General features: G+C 59.6%; 16 protein-coding genes. 10 read left to right on the forward strand and 6 right to left on the reverse strand.

Annotated features, from left to right (window positions below; all coding sequences use genetic code 11):
• Window positions 1–39: 39 nt before the first annotated feature.
• Window positions 40–522, reverse strand: coding sequence for a tetratricopeptide repeat protein (locus E2F43_RS15750; RefSeq protein ID WP_133214439.1), 483 nt, complete (start codon window positions 520–522; stop codon window positions 40–42).
• Between the two features lie 99 nt (window positions 523–621).
• Here E2F43_RS15750 and E2F43_RS15755 point away from each other — a divergent pair, with 99 nt between their 5' ends.
• The 4 genes from E2F43_RS15755 (at window position 622) to E2F43_RS15770 (ending at window position 3549) form a co-directional block, all read left to right on the forward strand.
• Window positions 622–1533, forward strand: coding sequence for a LysR family transcriptional regulator (locus E2F43_RS15755; RefSeq protein ID WP_133214441.1), 912 nt, complete (start codon window positions 622–624; stop codon window positions 1531–1533).
• 66 nt (window positions 1534–1599) lie between these two features.
• Window positions 1600–2397 carry an SDR family NAD(P)-dependent oxidoreductase gene (locus tag E2F43_RS15760; protein WP_133214443.1) on the forward strand — a complete coding sequence of 266 codons (798 nt, stop codon included), beginning with the start codon at window positions 1600–1602 and terminating at the stop codon, window positions 2395–2397.
• A gap of 83 nt (window positions 2398–2480) precedes the next feature.
• Window positions 2481–3200, forward strand: a complete 720-nt coding sequence (locus E2F43_RS15765; RefSeq protein WP_133214445.1) for a dienelactone hydrolase family protein — start codon at window positions 2481–2483, stop codon at window positions 3198–3200.
• An 82-nt stretch (window positions 3201–3282) separates the two neighbouring features.
• Window positions 3283–3549, forward strand: coding sequence for a DUF5062 family protein (locus E2F43_RS15770; protein WP_133214447.1), 267 nt, complete (start codon window positions 3283–3285; stop codon window positions 3547–3549).
• A 46-nt stretch (window positions 3550–3595) separates the two neighbouring features.
• On the opposite strand, the gene E2F43_RS15775 is transcribed toward E2F43_RS15770, so the two are convergent.
• Entirely contained in the window at window positions 3596–3958 is a 363-nt protein-coding gene (locus E2F43_RS15775; RefSeq protein WP_133214449.1) for an HPF/RaiA family ribosome-associated protein, read from the reverse strand.
• Window positions 3959–4177: 219 nt separating this feature from the next.
• On the opposite strand from E2F43_RS15775, the gene E2F43_RS15780 reads away from it, so the two are divergent.
• On the forward strand, window positions 4178–6292 hold the full coding sequence (locus tag E2F43_RS15780; protein ID WP_133214451.1) for a toll/interleukin-1 receptor domain-containing protein: 2115 nt from the start codon (window positions 4178–4180) through the stop codon (window positions 6290–6292).
• A gap of 162 nt (window positions 6293–6454) precedes the next feature.
• Entirely contained in the window at window positions 6455–6817 is a 363-nt protein-coding gene (locus E2F43_RS15785) for a hypothetical protein (protein WP_133214453.1), read from the forward strand.
• A gap of 90 nt (window positions 6818–6907) precedes the next feature.
• On the opposite strand, the gene E2F43_RS15790 is transcribed toward E2F43_RS15785, so the two are convergent.
• Window positions 6908–7600: a protein-L-isoaspartate(D-aspartate) O-methyltransferase gene (locus tag E2F43_RS15790; RefSeq protein WP_238946970.1), complete on the reverse strand. Its 693-nt coding sequence runs from the start codon at window positions 7598–7600 to the stop codon at window positions 6908–6910.
• Window positions 7601–7920: 320 nt separating this feature from the next.
• On the opposite strand from E2F43_RS15790, the gene E2F43_RS15795 reads away from it, so the two are divergent.
• Window positions 7921–8997, forward strand: coding sequence for a mechanosensitive ion channel family protein (locus E2F43_RS15795; protein WP_133214455.1), 1077 nt, complete (start codon window positions 7921–7923; stop codon window positions 8995–8997).
• Window positions 8998–9050: 53 nt separating this feature from the next.
• Here E2F43_RS15795 and E2F43_RS15800 read toward each other — a convergent pair whose 3' ends face one another.
• Window positions 9051–10127, reverse strand: a complete 1077-nt coding sequence (locus E2F43_RS15800; protein WP_133214457.1) for an AI-2E family transporter — start codon at window positions 10125–10127, stop codon at window positions 9051–9053.
• 126 nt (window positions 10128–10253) lie between these two features.
• On the opposite strand from E2F43_RS15800, the gene cls reads away from it, so the two are divergent.
• Window positions 10254–11687 carry a cardiolipin synthase gene (gene cls / locus E2F43_RS15805; RefSeq protein ID WP_133214459.1) on the forward strand — a complete coding sequence of 478 codons (1434 nt, stop codon included), beginning with the start codon at window positions 10254–10256 and terminating at the stop codon, window positions 11685–11687.
• 32 nt (window positions 11688–11719) lie between these two features.
• Here cls and E2F43_RS15810 read toward each other — a convergent pair whose 3' ends face one another.
• Window positions 11720–13069 carry a sigma-54 interaction domain-containing protein gene (locus E2F43_RS15810; protein ID WP_165954359.1) on the reverse strand — a complete coding sequence of 450 codons (1350 nt, stop codon included), beginning with the start codon at window positions 13067–13069 and terminating at the stop codon, window positions 11720–11722.
• Between the two features lie 233 nt (window positions 13070–13302).
• On the opposite strand from E2F43_RS15810, the gene E2F43_RS15815 reads away from it, so the two are divergent.
• Together E2F43_RS15815 and E2F43_RS19110 are read left to right on the forward strand one after the other, a co-directional pair.
• Window positions 13303–13512, forward strand: coding sequence for a hypothetical protein (locus tag E2F43_RS15815; RefSeq protein WP_133214463.1), 210 nt, complete (start codon window positions 13303–13305; stop codon window positions 13510–13512).
• Window positions 13509–13682, forward strand: a complete 174-nt coding sequence (locus E2F43_RS19110; RefSeq protein ID WP_165954360.1) for a hypothetical protein — start codon at window positions 13509–13511, stop codon at window positions 13680–13682. Before E2F43_RS15815 ends, E2F43_RS19110 begins: the two co-directional genes overlap by 4 nt.
• 66 nt (window positions 13683–13748) lie before the next feature.
• Here the strand turns inward: E2F43_RS19110 and E2F43_RS15820 are convergent, their stop codons facing one another.
• Entirely contained in the window at window positions 13749–15554 is a 1806-nt protein-coding gene (locus tag E2F43_RS15820; RefSeq protein ID WP_238946971.1) for a Na/Pi cotransporter family protein, read from the reverse strand.
• Window positions 15555–15593 lie beyond the last annotated feature (39 nt).

A 15593-nucleotide genomic window follows, 5' to 3' on the forward strand; every position in this document is an offset into this window, starting at 1 on the left:
TTGCGCAGTGATGCAACCCCAACCCCGGCCCGGCTCCCGCTAGAAGCTTTTTGCCAACTGCAGATTGTGCCTGGCCGCCCTCGAGGCCGGATTGAGTAGCGCCGCCCTGCGGAAGTCAGCCTCGGCCTCACTGTAACGACCCTGTGCCAGGCGCAGGGCGCCCCGGTTATTGAGGTGTCTCCACAGGTTCGCCTCGTTGCCGCGCGCCACCGCGGTGTTACAGGCCGGCTCAGCGGTTTCATATTCACCCTTCTGCATATAGGCGCGGCAGGTCAGTGACTGGCTGCGCGCCAAATGCTTGTCATCGCGGACGATAGCGCGCTGCCTGTGCAGCAGTTTCAGGGCGAGATCCGGCTTGCCCCGCTCCAGTGCCTTCTCGGCCCTGGCCAGTGATTTCGGTTCGTAGTGGCTCAGGACATCGGCGTGGGCCGCCATACTCATGCATACCGTCAACGCGATTGCCAATACCAGGCCGCCAGCTGTCAGGGCCAGGCGGGCGGGAAGTAAATGTTGTGTCGTCATGCTAACTCTCCGTTTTTCCGTTTCCGGGGTTTACGAATGGGACAATATAGATAAAACTAACGCATAGATACGAAGTTAATTTATATTAGGTATGCATTAATGCATAGCAAAGACCCCCTGAGAAACTGGGCCGATATACGCCTCTTCCTCGCGATTCACGACGAAGGCAGCCTGGTGGCGGCCTCGGATGTACTGGCTTTAACCCAGCCCACGGTTGGCAGGCGCCTCGCCGCCATGGAGGAGCGTTTCGGCACGCCCCTGTTTGTACGATCTGGCCGGCGCATGCAGTTGACCGACGCCGGGGCGGGCATCCTGGACAGTGCCCGTCGCATGGAACGGGAAATGCTGGCGATTGAGCGCAGCCTGGAAGTCCATTCCACCGCCCTGTGCGGTGAGGTCACCATCTCCGCGACCGAGGGCACGGGCACTGATTGGCTCGCCCCGGTATTGTTTGACTTCCACCAGCAGTACCCGGAGATACTGGTCAAGGTGCAGGTCGAGAACCGCGCGGTGGACCTGCTCCACCGGGAGGCCGATATCGCCCTGCGTTTGGGTCGTCCTTCACAACCGGCATTAATCGCCCGCCACCTGACCACCGTGGGCTTCGGGCTTTACGCCAGTCCGGCTTACCTCGAGCACGCCGGGGTACCAGAATCCATCGAAGCCCTGAAGGGCCACAACCTGGTGGCCCTCGACTCGCTACAGGGCACGGGGCCGTTCTCCAAAGGGGAGAGCCTGCTGGAAGGCAATTACGTTTTTCTCAGCAACAGCCTGGCGGCGTTAATGTCGGCTATTAAGGCCGGCTTCGGCATCGGCGGCCTGTCGCATCGCTGGGTCGCCATGCACGGCGGGTTTGTCCGGGTGCTGCCTGATTACACGGCCAATGAACTGGACATGTGGCTGGTCACCCATGAGGAACTCAGGTACAGCGCCCGCATCCGCGCGGTATCGGACTTCATCACCGAGCGGGTGCTGGCGGATCGCGCCCTGTTTGAGCACGGCACCCGGTGAAGCACCGGCTGCAGGCTGTCCGGCGACCATGTCCAAAGCTGCCTGACATGGACTACACTCATCGTCATGAATAAACAACAAACCGCCCTCATCAGTGGCGCTTCCTCCGGGATCGGCGAGGCGCTGGCAAAAGAATTCGCCAGCGCCGGCACGGATCTGGTGCTGGTGGCCCGCTCGGAGTCAAAGCTGAATCAGCTGGCTGACCGTCTGCAGAAGCTCCACGGCGTGCAGGTCAGGGTGGAGCCCGCGGACCTGACCAGGCGCACCGCCGCCAAAGCCCTGTACTCCAGCCTGGGGGAACAGGGAATCGACATCGATATCCTGGTCAACAACGCCGGGGTACTGGAACAGGGCCGCTTTGTCGATATTGGCGGCGCCAGCCTCCAGCGCATGATTGATCTCAATATCAGCGGTTTAACCGCGCTGCTGGACCGGTTCCTGCCGCCCATGTTGCAGCGGGGTTACGGCAGGGTTCTCAATGTGGCGTCCATCGCCGCCTTCCAGCCTGTTCCCAGCCTGGCCACCTATGCTGCTACCAAGGCGTATGTGCTGTCACTGACGGAATCGCTGGCGGAGGAACTCAGGGGCAGCGGCGTCAGTATCACGGCATTGTGCCCCGGGGTGACCGAGACCAACATGGTCAGTAACGTTAGGGAAAAAAATGGCAGCCTGAGTATCCCCGGCTTCCTTATCGGCGACGTCGAAGATGTCGCCCGCCAGGGCTATCAGGCGTGCATGAAAGGCGAGGTCATCTGTGTCCCCGGCGCCCTGAACCAGGCCGCCACCATGACCAGTGGCACGCTACCCAGGTGGCTGATCCGGCGTATCTACGGGGTCATGGGCAGACTAACCACAGGAGACTGAGCACCACCAGCGAACACACTGGCCAGGCCCGGCAAGGTTCCGCCGCCAACACAACGAGTTCCCAAGGAGACGAAGGCAAGTTCATGACGATACAAACGAGACTCATAGAGTACACCCATGGTGACGTTCTGCTCGAAGGCATGCTGGCCTGGGAAGATTCGCTGCACGAGCCCCGGCCGGGGGTGGTCATCGCCCACGCCTGGGGCGGACGCAGTGCGTTTGAAGAGGGCAAGGCGCAGGCCCTGGCGGAGCAGGGATACGTGGGCTTTGCACTGGATATGTATGGCAAGGGCGTGCTGGGCGCTGACCCGGAAGAAAACAGCGCCCTGATGGCACCGTTCATGGAAAATCGCGCCCTGTTGCAGCAACGTATCGCGCTGGCGGTGTCAGTGCTGCGGGAGCAGCCGGAGGTTGACCCGAATGCGATTGCCGCAATGGGCTTTTGTTTCGGCGGGCTGTGTGTCCTGGACCTTGCCCGCAGCGGCAGCGATGTACAAGGGGTGGTGAGTTTCCACGGCCTGTTCACCCCGCCCGGGAACACCGCAGGCAATCGCATTAACGCCAAAGTCCTGTGTCTTCACGGCTATGACGATCCCATGGCCGAACCCGCCGCGATGACTGCCCTCGCCTCGGAGCTCACCGCAGCGGGTGCCGACTGGCAGATACACGCCTATGGCAATACCCAACATGCCTTCACCAACCCGGCGGCCAACAATGCCGACATGGGCACCGTTTACAGCGCCTCTGCCGATCGCCGCTCTGCCCGGGCACTGGCTAATTTCCTGGAAGAAATTTTTGCCTGAACCGGTAGTGCGATAAAAGCGGCGTGTTGTCACTCGCTTTATGAAATAATCGATCGCAAACAGGCACACGTCGGAGGCGACAGTGGGAAAAAACAAGCACGAGGCCGAGCTGGTTAAAAAAGCCCTCGCAGTGGGCGCTGTCTACGTCAAGAAGCGCGGCTTCGGGGAATTTGAAGCCACTGACTCGCACAAACTGAAGGTGGAGTATCTTTACCGGGCGCTCGTCGAAGACAAGTTAATCCAGCCGCTGGCCAAGCAGGACATCAACATCCCCAAGATGGAGCATAAACTCGCCCTGTGGATCAGCCGGCAACTGCCCAGGGATCATCCGCTGCTGGCTGATCAATAAGGCTCCATCATTCTACCCAGGCCCGCCCTGCTTCAGGCTGGCCGATTCAATTGGGTATGGCATCTATCACCAGGCGGCGGAACCCCAACACCCGACGGGGTTCGATACGCTTGCTTTTACGCAGTGCGCGCCTAACGGCTCGCTGCATGCGCTTGGCATTGCGGCCGATCGCCACATAGATATCTCTGTGCGCGGTACTCACGCTGATCGGCGGCAGGCCTCGAAGACTTGCCCTCATCAGCACCTTTTTGTCATCACCGCCGCGGGGGCCATTAACATCGCTGAGAAATATGTCTACCGCCAGGACATCTTCTCCAAAGCGGTTCAGCGCCCGAGTCACCTGTTGCTGTATTCTTGCCTCTATCGCGGCTGTCACTTCGTAACCTTGAGATTGAATTGCAGTATACATTTTCTGGTCTCCTTTCAACGCGGCAGGGACCAGCCTACTCCATCAACCAATCAGTAAAAGTCGAACTTACCTGTCAAATACACAACAAAATACGATCATTTACGGCAACATTTCCGACCCTGATCCCCCGTTGGCCAGCCTGTGCAACAAGTCGGTGGCAGTCGACGATGGCTGTGGCACACTGGACCCACGGGGGGAGCGGTGTGGAGTCACATCGATATGGAGAAAAACTACAAGTACAAGGCTTTCATATCCTATAGCCGACAGGATGAGAAAGCCGCGCGCTGGCTGCAGCGGGCGGTGGAAAACTACCGCCTCCCCAGGCACCTGGCCGCGTCGTTGCGGAACCAGGGACGCGCCACCGCCCTGAGACCGGTTTTCAAGGACCGGGAGGACCTGCACGCATCGTCCAATCTCGGTGACTCCCTGCGCAGGGCGCTGGCCGAGTCGGAATACCTGATCGTTGTTTGCTCACCGAACGCTGTCGCCTCGGAATGGGTTAACCAGGAAATTGCCGAATTCATCCGCATGCGCTCGCTCGATAGGGTTCTGGCCGTCATCGTGGCCGGGGAGCCCAATGCGGTTGAAGCAGGCCATCGTCCGGACCTGGAATGTTTCCCGGACCCGCTCAAATATGAGCTTGATGCCGACGGGTCCCTGACTGACAACAGGCGCGAGCCCCTTGCCCCCGATCTTCGCGACGGTGGAGACGGCAAGAGACTTGTCCGGCTCAAGCTGATCGCCTCGATGTTGGGCGTCGACCTGGACCAGCTCGTCCAGCGTGAAGCGCAACGGCGGGTGCAAATCCTGGGGGCAGTGGCGATTTTTGCGCTGATTATTGCCGGTGCGCTGTTGTTTATGACCCTGCAGACCCTGCGCGCCAACCAGATCGCCGAGGCCCGGCGAAATTCTGCCGAGAGCCTGATTGAATTCATGATCAGTGATTTGCGCGACCAGCTGGAACCCGTGGGCCGCCTGGCCGTTCTCGACTCCGTCGGCGCCCGTGCATTGAAGTACTACGAGGGCCTCGGTTCGGAACACATGAACGCAGACTCCCTGGGGCGCAGGTCACGCGCCCTGCTGCTGCTGGGTGAGATTCAGCGCGGCAAGGGCAATCTATCCGGCGCCTCAGCGATTTTTTCCCAGGTCGCCGCCGACACCGCGGCGCTGCTGGCCGCCGAACCCGGTAATACAAAACGAATCTTTGACCATGCCCAGAGCACTTTCTGGCAGGGCTATATCGCCTGGGAGAATCTGGACTTCGACAACGCCTCAACCCACCTGTCGGCCTATCGAGATCTCGCCCAGCGGCTGGTTGACACTGAGCCCGACAACGTCGATTGGCAACTGGAACTGCATTATGCCTATAGCAGTATGGGAGCGCTGTACTACCAGCAGGGGGAATGGGATCTGGCGCAGAAGGTGTTTTCCGAGTCCCTGAATCTTATCGAGACCATCCTGGCGGCCCAACCCGGCAATCCGGAGTACATGCGTATTTATGCCGAGGAAGCCTCATGGCTGGCAAGCACTTACCTGGCATCAAACCAGTATTCCAGGTCGGCCGAATTCAATGCCCGGGAATACGACACTTATGAACAGCTACTGCTGATGTCCCCGGATGACCGGACGGTAGAGAGCCGCAGGGTGACCGCTCTTGAAATTCGCGCCACCCTGCAACTCATCCTGGGCGAGGTTGAGCAGGCGAGACGGACCCTGGCAGAGGGCGAGGCGCAGGCGGCGTCACTCGCCAAGCTAGACCCGGAGAATGCCGATTACTGGAAATCCCATGTCTTTATGAGCGCCCGGCTTGCGCTCCTGCATATCTCAACGGGCAGCCCGGGGGAAGCTCCGGCCCACCTGGACAAGTGCCGTGAATCCGGCGCATCGCTCAGCTCTCTCAACGCTGATTCCAGCCGCTGGCTGCTCTCAGGATACGCGCAATGCCGGATCGCCGCGGTACGCTATTGGCTGGCAAAACGTGACACCCGGAACGCGGCAGCCGCCATCAAGGCCCTTGAAGCAATGCACGCGGAGCTCCCGGCACCAATGCAGTCCCATCGCCTGTATCCCGATGTGACGGCTGAAATCCTGATATACCAGGGGGATATCGCCAATATGGAAGGTGATGTGTCTCGCGCGATGACACACTGGCAATCCGCACTGGCAGTGCTGGACACAGTTTCCCAGCTGACCCACGCCCAGTCTCACATCCGATTTGATGCCCTGGTGAGGCTGGACGATGTTTCCACGGCGAAGCAACTTGGCCGGCAATTGATGGACCAGGGCTACCTGCATCACCAACTGACCCGGTCCTATGCCACATTGCCACCCTAGAAGTTCCCGAGCTGACCGGCCCATGACCGCTTCACCCACCCGGCTCCTGAGGGCCTACCCTTAGCCCTGCTGGACTATCCAGCATACTGGTCTACGCTTGTTAACCGGCGCACCCGGAACGGGTCGCCAGTTACTTTGATAGGGAAAATCGAGGAATAGAGCATGGGAACGCTTGTAATTGATGTCACCAACAATGGTACATCCGCCAGCTACGCCAAGGTGTCCGGTCCGGGCACTGTAGGCACAGACGGGGAAATCAACTTTCAGGGACAGGGCGCGGGGCAGCAAAGCATCACCTGGAACCTGGCCAGTGGCACCTTCGCCACACCGCCAATCACCATGACCGATGCCAACGGTAACAGTCTCCCCGATGGAGGCAACGGTGCGGAGTTCAGCTGGCCAACCACTGGTGGCGAAACCAGTTTAACCATCACCGATCAGGATGATTCCGGCGGCGCGCAATACAATTACTGCCTGAAAACCTCGGGTGGTGACCTGGATCCGAAAATCATCAACCGCCAGTAACGGCAGTCGTTCCATCCCGGTATTTCAGGGCGTCAACGGCAGGTCACAGTAATGACAGGACCCGTGACCTGCCTCTTGACAGAAAACTCGTCAATTGGCCTTTCCTTGCCCGGTAAGCGGAACAAAGCGAACCGGCAATACCGAGCGCCTCGAGACGTCGCCGCTTTCATCCACCTCCACCAGCAGCAACTCCTGGAAGCCATGCTCGGCCCCGACCGGGATGACCAGCTTGCCGCCCGGCTTCAACTGTTCCAGTAGCGGCGCCGGAATCGTTTCCGCTGCAGCAGTGACGATAATTCCGTCGAAGGGCGCCTGCGCCGGCCAGCCAGCGTAACCGTCGCCGGTCTTCACCGTCACATTGTCATGGCCCAACTGCTGCAGAATGTCTGCCGCGGTTTCCGCCAGTTCACGGTGAATCTCGATGCTGTATACATGCTTTACCAGCTGCGACAGTACCGCGGCCTGGTACCCGGAGCCAGTGCCGACTTCCAATACGATATCGTCCGGCTGCGGGTCCAGCAGATCAGTCATCAGAGCAACAATCAGGGGCTGGGAAATCGTCTGCCCCGCGGCAATGGGTTGCGGGGTATTCTGGTAGGCCAGGTGACGATAGGCGGGCGGGATAAACTTTTCCCTGGGCACGGTGCCCACAGCAGCCATGACCCTGGGACTCAGTTCGCTGCGACCGGTGTATTCGGCGGAATTGCGTACGGATGCGCGGATGGCGTCCAGCATGTCCTCTCGCCTGGACCGCATATCATCACTGTGGGTCTCGAATGACATAATCACTACCATGAGCAGCGCCAGCACTGGCCGGCGCCCGCTCCCACTGCTCCTGTCCATGTGTTGAGTCTAGACCCAAAGCGCAAAAACTGCCTGTCGATCTTGCCTTCGCGCCAGGCCGGCCAACAACAGCCACACCCGAGAAACCGGTGGATTCCGGGTCTGGCTAATACTGACAATTGGAGCGTGCAGGGCGACACTCTGATATCAGCTGGCCTATAATTTGGACCAAGCTCCCCGGGCAACACGTTATCCCGCTTCACCGCGCTCGTCGCCAGACGGGATCCCAGACGCACCCGGAACCGAAAAGGAATTGCGAGATGGATACCCTTACTCCCCTGCTGGCGTTGTTGGGGAACAATCCCTATCTACAGGCGACTACAGCAATGCTGCTGGCGATTATTTCTGCCAGCTTTCTCGCCTACATTTTAAGCCGCTTGATCAGTGGTCTGATCAAGGTGTCCGGTGGCCGCATTAGTGAAACCGTCGGCTACACCGTCCGCTCACCGCTATACTGGACGGTGCTCGGTCTGGGAGCGTTGACCGCCGTTCGACTACTGCCCCTGTCGCAGAAGGCCGCCGGGATAGCCGGTTCAGTGATATTCAGCCTGCTGCTGGTCAGCTGGTCCACCTTCGCCATCCGGGTCACCCGCGGCATCCTGTTGCACTTGAGCCGTGTGCGCGGAAAGCGACAACTGATTCATAGCCAGACCCTGCCACTGTTCAACAACATTGCTCTGGTGGTCGTGCTGGCAATCGCCGGCTACCTGTTCTTCGTTATCTGGAACATCGATATGACCGCCTGGCTGGCCTCTGCCGGTATTGTGGGAATAGCGGTGGGTTTCGCCGCCAAGGACACCCTGGCCAATTTATTCGCGGGGGTTTTTATCCTCGCCGACGCCCCCTATAAAATTGGCGATTACATCGTTCTGGACAACAACCAGCGTGGCAAGGTCACCAATATCGGCCTGCGCTCCACCCGGATACTGACCCGCGAGGACGTCGAGGTCACGGTACCCAATTCCATCATCGGTAATTCCAGTATCATCAACGAGTCAGGGGGCCCCCATGTCAAACACCGGATCCGGGTCCCGGTCGGCGTGGCCTATGGCAGTGATATCGACCTGGTCAGGAACGTGCTGGAGCGCATTGCCGACGACGAGGCAGAGGTGTGCGCCGACCCTGAACCCCGGGTGAGATTTCGCCAGTTTGGCAACTCGGCCCTGGAATTCGAGCTGTTGAGCTGGGTAGAGGAACCGGAGATTCGCGGCCGGGTCGTCGATGCCCTGAACTGCCAGATCTATCACCAGTTCCGTGATCACGGCATCGAAATTCCGTATTCCAAGCACGACATCCATGTCAAGAGTTGGCCAACCCAGGATGAGGGTCCGGGGTGAGTCCCCGCTGTTACTGTTGTGGCCGGGGCGTGGCCCAGGATAGCAGTCCGGCGTTAAGTTGATTCTGTGTCGGGTTGCTCGTGCTGCGAGGCTGGCGGACTGGAGATGAGCACCGCAAACCAGGCGCTGCCTGGTTGCTGCTCGGCGATAAACTTGACCACCATGGTCAGTGGCACCGACAGCAGCATTCCGACAGGACCAAACATCCAGCCCCAGAAAATCAGGGAGAGAAAGACTGCGAGTGTCGATAGGCCCAGGCGCTGGCCCATAACCCGTGGCTCGATCACGTTCCCCACCAGGGTATTCACCAGCAGGTAAAGGGAAATCATCAGGCCGGTCAACAGCGGGTCACGCGCCAGCAGTGACAGCAACACCGGGGGAATGGCGGCAATGAACGAGCCGATGTTGGGAATAAAGTTAAGAAGGAACGCCAGGAATCCCCACAATAACGCAAACTGGACATCCATCAGCCACATCCCGGAACTGATCAGCGCTCCGGTCAGCAGGCTGAGCACCGCCTTGGTGGTGACATAGTTGTTCATGGCAACGGCGAGCTTGGCCAGTCCGGAGACAAAGTCACTATTGCCCGGCGTGCGTTCAGCCGACAGCTTGGCCCCCAAAGTACTGGCGTCGGCCAGCATAAATATTACCGCGAGAACAATCAGTAGCAGGTTGCTCAGCGTATCGCCCAACCCCGAAAGAAAGCCGGCAAAGAAGCCCACGGCGGAGCCCGGGTCAAGGGCGTTGGCAATGACCTCGCCGCTGATCTCTACCCCGTGGCCCTCCAGCCAGCTTATCCAGCCCTGCACCAGGGCCCTGAACTGCTCCTCATAATCCGGCAGCGTTTGCACAAAGCCACTGACCGAGGACCCGAGCAACAGGAAAACAAGCCCAAGCAATAACAGGGTCACAGATGCAACGACGGTTACCGCCAGCCAGCTCGGGACGCCCCGCCGACACAAGCGGTTGATGGGCGAGCTGAGAATCGTGGCCATGAACAGGGCCAGCAGGAACGGCGCCAGCAGGTTTGCTGAATAGCGGGCGCCGGCGAGCACGACGACCAGGGATGCCAAGGTCAGCAGCGAGTCACGTACCGGTTTGACGGACGCTGCGGGAGCTGAATGAGTCATAAGCTTACTCTGTGATAACCTCGCCTATAATACAGGCTAGAATCTCCGGGCAAAGCTTTATCCGGCAGAACCGCACACGTCGCCAGGCGGTAGACAAAGCGGACTCCTCCCCTGGAAACGATCAGAATGAAAAAAAGAAATCAGCGGTTGATCGGAACTGTCATCACAATGTTCTATATCGTGGGGATATTGATGGCCATGCACGCTGCGCTGACCACCCGCACACCGACGGGTGCCGTCGCATGGACCGTGTCTCTGGTCAGCATGCCGTTCGTGTCTGTTCCCGCCTACGCGGTATTCGGCAGAAACAGGTTCGAGGGTATGATCGAGGCATTCGAGGAGCGGGCCGACGAAATCGATCGCCTGCTGGCGGCGTACCGCCAGGATCTCGCCCCCTGGGAAGTTCCCGAAAGTGAAGCCCCGTCCTGGCACAACGCCGTGTACCGCTTGTCCGACAACCGGCTGGTCCGCGGCAATGCTGTGGAGTTGCTTATCGATGGCGATATGACTTTCGACAGCATTTTAGAGGGTATTGCGTCGGCGGAGCGTTACATCCTGTTCCAGTTTTACATGATCCACGATGATGGTCTGGGACGGCGGGTCAAAGATGCACTGGCGGAGCGCGCCCGCGCAGGCGTCAAGGTGATAGTCCTCTATGACGAGGTCGGCAGTTCCGGACTACCCACGGCCTATGTCGAGGACATGCGCGCTGCCGGCATCGAGGTCAGTTCCTTCAGGCCTACCCAGGGCTGGCAGAACCGCTTCCAGCTGAATTTTCGCAACCATCGGAAAATGGTAGTTGTCGATGGGCGCACAGCCTGGATCGGCGGTCACAATGTGGGTGATGAATACCTTGGGCTGGATCCCGATTTCAGCCCCTGGCGTGACACCCACGTGAAGATAGACGGGCCCGCGGCATTGCAGGTTCAGCTGGCGATACTCTCTGACTGGTACTGGGCAACTCGCAATATTCCGGACGTGGACTGGACGCCTGTCCGCTCCGCCAGCGACAACCAGCAGGTCATGATTCTGCCAACGGCACCCACCGGGCAACTGGAGAGCGCCAGCCTGTTTTTCGTCGCCGCCCTGAACGGCGCACAAGAACGGATCTGGTTGTCCGCCCCCTACTTCGTCCCCGATGAAGCCGTGATGAAAGCCCTTCAGCTCGCCGCACTGCGCGGGGTGGATGTCCGGGTCATTACCACGGGCAAGCCCGACAGCCTGCCGGTCTACCTCGCTGCTTTCCACTATATCGATCAACTGCGAGGCCTGGGTATTCGTTTTTACGCCTACCAGCCGGGTTTCCTGCACCAGAAGGTCATGCTGATCGATGACCGGATCTCCAGCGTCGGCACGCATAATTTCGACAACCGTTCCTTCCGCCTGAATTTCGAAGTGACAGCAGTGATTGCCGATGAGAAATTCGCCACCGGGATGGAGGCCATGTTCGAAAGGGACTTCGTCCACGCACAGCCAATTGATGCCGACGCCCTGGACCAGCGCCCCCTGTGGTGGCAGGTAGGGGTGAAGCTCGCCAGGCTGGCGGCGCCGGTACTGTAGGCCAAACCGCGATCGGGAGCGGCCCTGAAAATTCAGCGGGCTGCGTTGTCAGAATATCGTTCCAGCCGTGAATACAGGGTACGCAGGCTTATCCCCAGGTCATCGGCTACGCGCTGCTTGTCGCCGCCATGCCGGGCAAGACTCGACTTGATCAGCACTTCTTCTGCCTGGCGCAGTGTAAAACCTGCGGGAATCGAGACGCTGTCCTGACTGTCGCCACCGGCTGCTGCACTGTCATCCTCCAGAGGCAGGTCCGGGGCGCCAATATCACGACGTGCGGTGGTGCAGGCTTTCTGGATAACGTTCCATAGCTGACGGACATTGCCGGGCCAATGGTAATTCAGCAGCGCTCTTTCGGCGTCTTTCTTCAGGGTCAGGCGCCGGTCGTTTGCCTCATCGAAGCGGGCCACGAAAAGGCGCGACAGTGCGACGATATCCTGCCCTCGCTCGCGCAGGGGAGGCACCCTGACCTCGAGCTGACTCAAGCGGTAAAAGAGGTCCTCCCGCAAGAGACCACTTCGAACCGCCTCGTGGGGATCCCGGTTGGTCGCGGCGATCACGCGCGCCTGGTAGCTGTGATCCACCTCGCCACCCACCCGGCGAAACTGGCCGCTTTCCAGCACCCTCAGCAGTTTCACCTGGATGCCGTGGGGCATCTCGGTGATTTCATCAAGCAATAAGGTGCCCTGCCCCACGCGTTCGAAAATACCCAGGTGCTCTGCAACCGCACCACTGAAGCTTCCTTTTTCATGGCCAAACAATTCGCTCTCAACCAGTTCGGTGGGAATCGCCGCGCAGTTGATGGCTTCAAACGGCTCAGCGCCATGTGCCGAATAGGCGTGCACTGCCTGTGCGACAAGCTCTTTCCCGGTGCCACTTTCACCGTGAATGCACAGCACCGCGTCACTCGATGCCGCCCGCCTGAGGAAGCGATACATGTCCTGCATGGGCGCCGAGCTGCCGTAAAGAGGCCCGAACTGGTCCATGGCCACCGTTTGCTGGCGGGCTTTTCCTTTTCGACTGGCCGCCTCGGCATCCTGATGGATATCCTCAAGCAGTTCGCTGACATACTTCAGCTCGGGTGGCTGGCGGAGGTACATACCAATACCCCGCGCCACGAGCCCCGCAAAACGCGACTGGGCCTTATGGTCGCCCACCAGGATGAGCTCACAATCCAGTGTGCCATGCAGTTGCGACACGATGGCCGGTTCGACCTGGCGAGCCGCCACGCACAGCAACACCGGTCCCATTTTTTCTAATCGCGCCATCTCTGCCGTGCAGTCGGGCACGCCGGCAATCGCTTCGACGGCGAACCCCGCTTCCTGCAGCGGCTGCAACAGACCTGCGGCGTCCTCTCCCAGGATCAATGCCTTGTACGCCATCGTACGCTTCCTCTCCATGACGGGTTGTTTGGGCGGATAATACATTTTTGTGCATTTTTATGCACATTTTGCATTTCCGGTCGCCCACTCGATATCGAGCATTGAACCACCCCTCCCGACCACAATATTTTTTATATGAATAACAACAGGTTACAGCCGATCTGTAGAGCCTTGCTGTCGCTGGCACACATGTTGCTGCATTACAGTAAACCCATCAAAGGCCAGGAGGCCCCATGAGCAGCTTTGCCACCAACGCCGTCTGCGCGCACAAACCGCTGTGTGCTCGAGACTCCATCGAACAAGCCGTCGCTACACTGCAACGGGCGCTGGAGGAATCGACATCACAGGAGCCGGCCGGGTCAGCAGACCTCGACAACCTGCAGCTGAAGCTGAAACTGGTCCGGGTCCAACCGCGTGAGCATCCAGCGGAGGCGTCGTCGTGAGCAATTTTGAAACCGCGCTATCGGCCTATTTCGCCACCCGAAACCACAATGCGCGTATCAGCAGGGAGCCCGCTTCGGTTCATGCCCGCAGAAAATCCCTGTTGCGCCGCGGTAAAATTGCCCAGGCTGCCGCGGTGCGGACCGCCACCAAGCTGAAGGCCAATCCGTAGCCCGGCGCCGCCCGAGACCGGCACGGGGCGGTCGACAGCGCTCCATGCAAAGCCCGGAACCCGGCATCAGCCGGGTGCGCGTTGCTCCTCCAGCCGCGCAACCAGCCGGTCTTTCGGGTAGTAGAGCAAGGTGGCGATATCGATCAGGCTGTTGACGATTTTGCCGGCCTGCTCACTGTCGTTGATCAGGGATGTCGCCATCACCTGGGTGATTTCGCCGCCCAGCAACAGTTCGTTCACCCGACCCGAGACGAGTACATCGAGCTCGCTGGCTTTTTTCCGATATTTCTCCAGCTTGCGGATATGACGCAGCGGATTTTCCGACTCACTGGCGCGATGAATTTCGCGCATGATCTTGAGAATACGCCGGCGAATCCGGTTGTACTCGCTCATTATGGCCGCGTTCCCCGAGCTCATGAACAACACGATGTTGTCGTGCAGCGGCTGCATACGCTTGACCGTACGCACCAGCTGCCGGTCGGCGATCAGGATGTTGCGCACCGCCTCAACGCTTTCCTCATCCAGTGCGAATTCACTCTGCAGGCGCGTGGCAAAGTCCAGTATCTCGCCATAAACAGACTTGATCCGGGTATGGTACAGCTCGTCAATATTAACCGGTACGGCCTCGCTGTTTCTTACCACGTCGCGCAGGCGGGCGCCGCTGTTGAGGTCCTGCCGATGAACGCTGAGCCCGTGGGTAATTGCCTTGTATCCGGCGTTCTGCAGTAATCTCAGGGACTCATCGAACAGCGCCTTGATGCCTGTCTGGGGGTAGGCCATGGACGCTTTGGTCAGGTAAACCGGCTGATCGATCTCGGGCTCGGGCTCCGGCACCTCCGGCACCAGCCAGCATACGATGGCGGCGATTTTTTCGACAAAGCCCAGCAACAGGGCGGTGTTAATGACATTAAAGGCGGTGTGGTAGAGGGAGAGCGCCACCGGCACCGCCGAGGCCTCCACCCAGGGGGAAACACCCTGGGTGTGCTGCATAAACCAGTCAACCGCATTCAAGGATGGATAGAATACCAGCAGGGCCAGGATGACACCCAGCACATTGAAAATGAGATGGGCCCGGGCCGCGCGAGTGGCCTGGTAGTTCGCCACCAGGGCGGCCAGATTTGCCGTAACCGTGGTGCCAATGTTCTGCCCCAGCACCATGGCTGCCGCCATATCAAAGGGTATCCAGCCTTCCCAGGACATCAGCAGAGTCAGGGCCATGGCGGCACTGGACGACTGCATAACCAGTGTCAGCAGGGCTCCCAGGGCAAGAAAAATCAGTACCGAAAGAAACCCCATATCGGTGTAGGCCGCCAGCGCAGCGAGCGCTTCCGGGCTCCCGCTGACATCCGGCACGGACTCCTTGAGGAACTGCAGCCCGATAAAGAGGACGGCGAAACCGATGATGAAGTAACCCCACTGCTGCCACTGGCGGTCTTCGCGCAATGTACAGATAAAACCCAGCCCCACGAGTGGCAGGGCCAGCGCGCTCATGCTGAGCTTGAAGCCGACAATGGAGATAAGCCAGGCGGTCACGGTAGTGCCGATATTGGCCCCCATGATGACTCCGATGGCCTCCACCAGGGTCAGCAGGCCGGCGTTGGTGAAACTGACCACCATCAGCGTGGTGGCGGAAGAGGACTGGATAATCGCGGTAATGCTGAAGCCGGTGAGCACGGCCAGGAAGCGATTTGAGGTCGTGGTGGCGAGAACATTGCGCATCCTGTCGCCAGCCAGCTCGACAAGCGCGTCGCTCATCACACGCATTCCGTAGAGGAACAGGCCCAGGGCACCCAGCAGGGTCAGCAGATCGCTGAAACCGTAGTCCACTACCGTGTTACACCGGCCGTCTGGGCTGGCGACTGCATCGGGCACCCAACTCCCGGGCGGGAGTCTCAACCCCCGGCCGCAGCG

The organism is Seongchinamella unica (assembly GCF_004354085.1).
GTDB lineage: Bacteria > Pseudomonadota > Gammaproteobacteria > Pseudomonadales > Halieaceae > Halioglobus > Halioglobus unicus.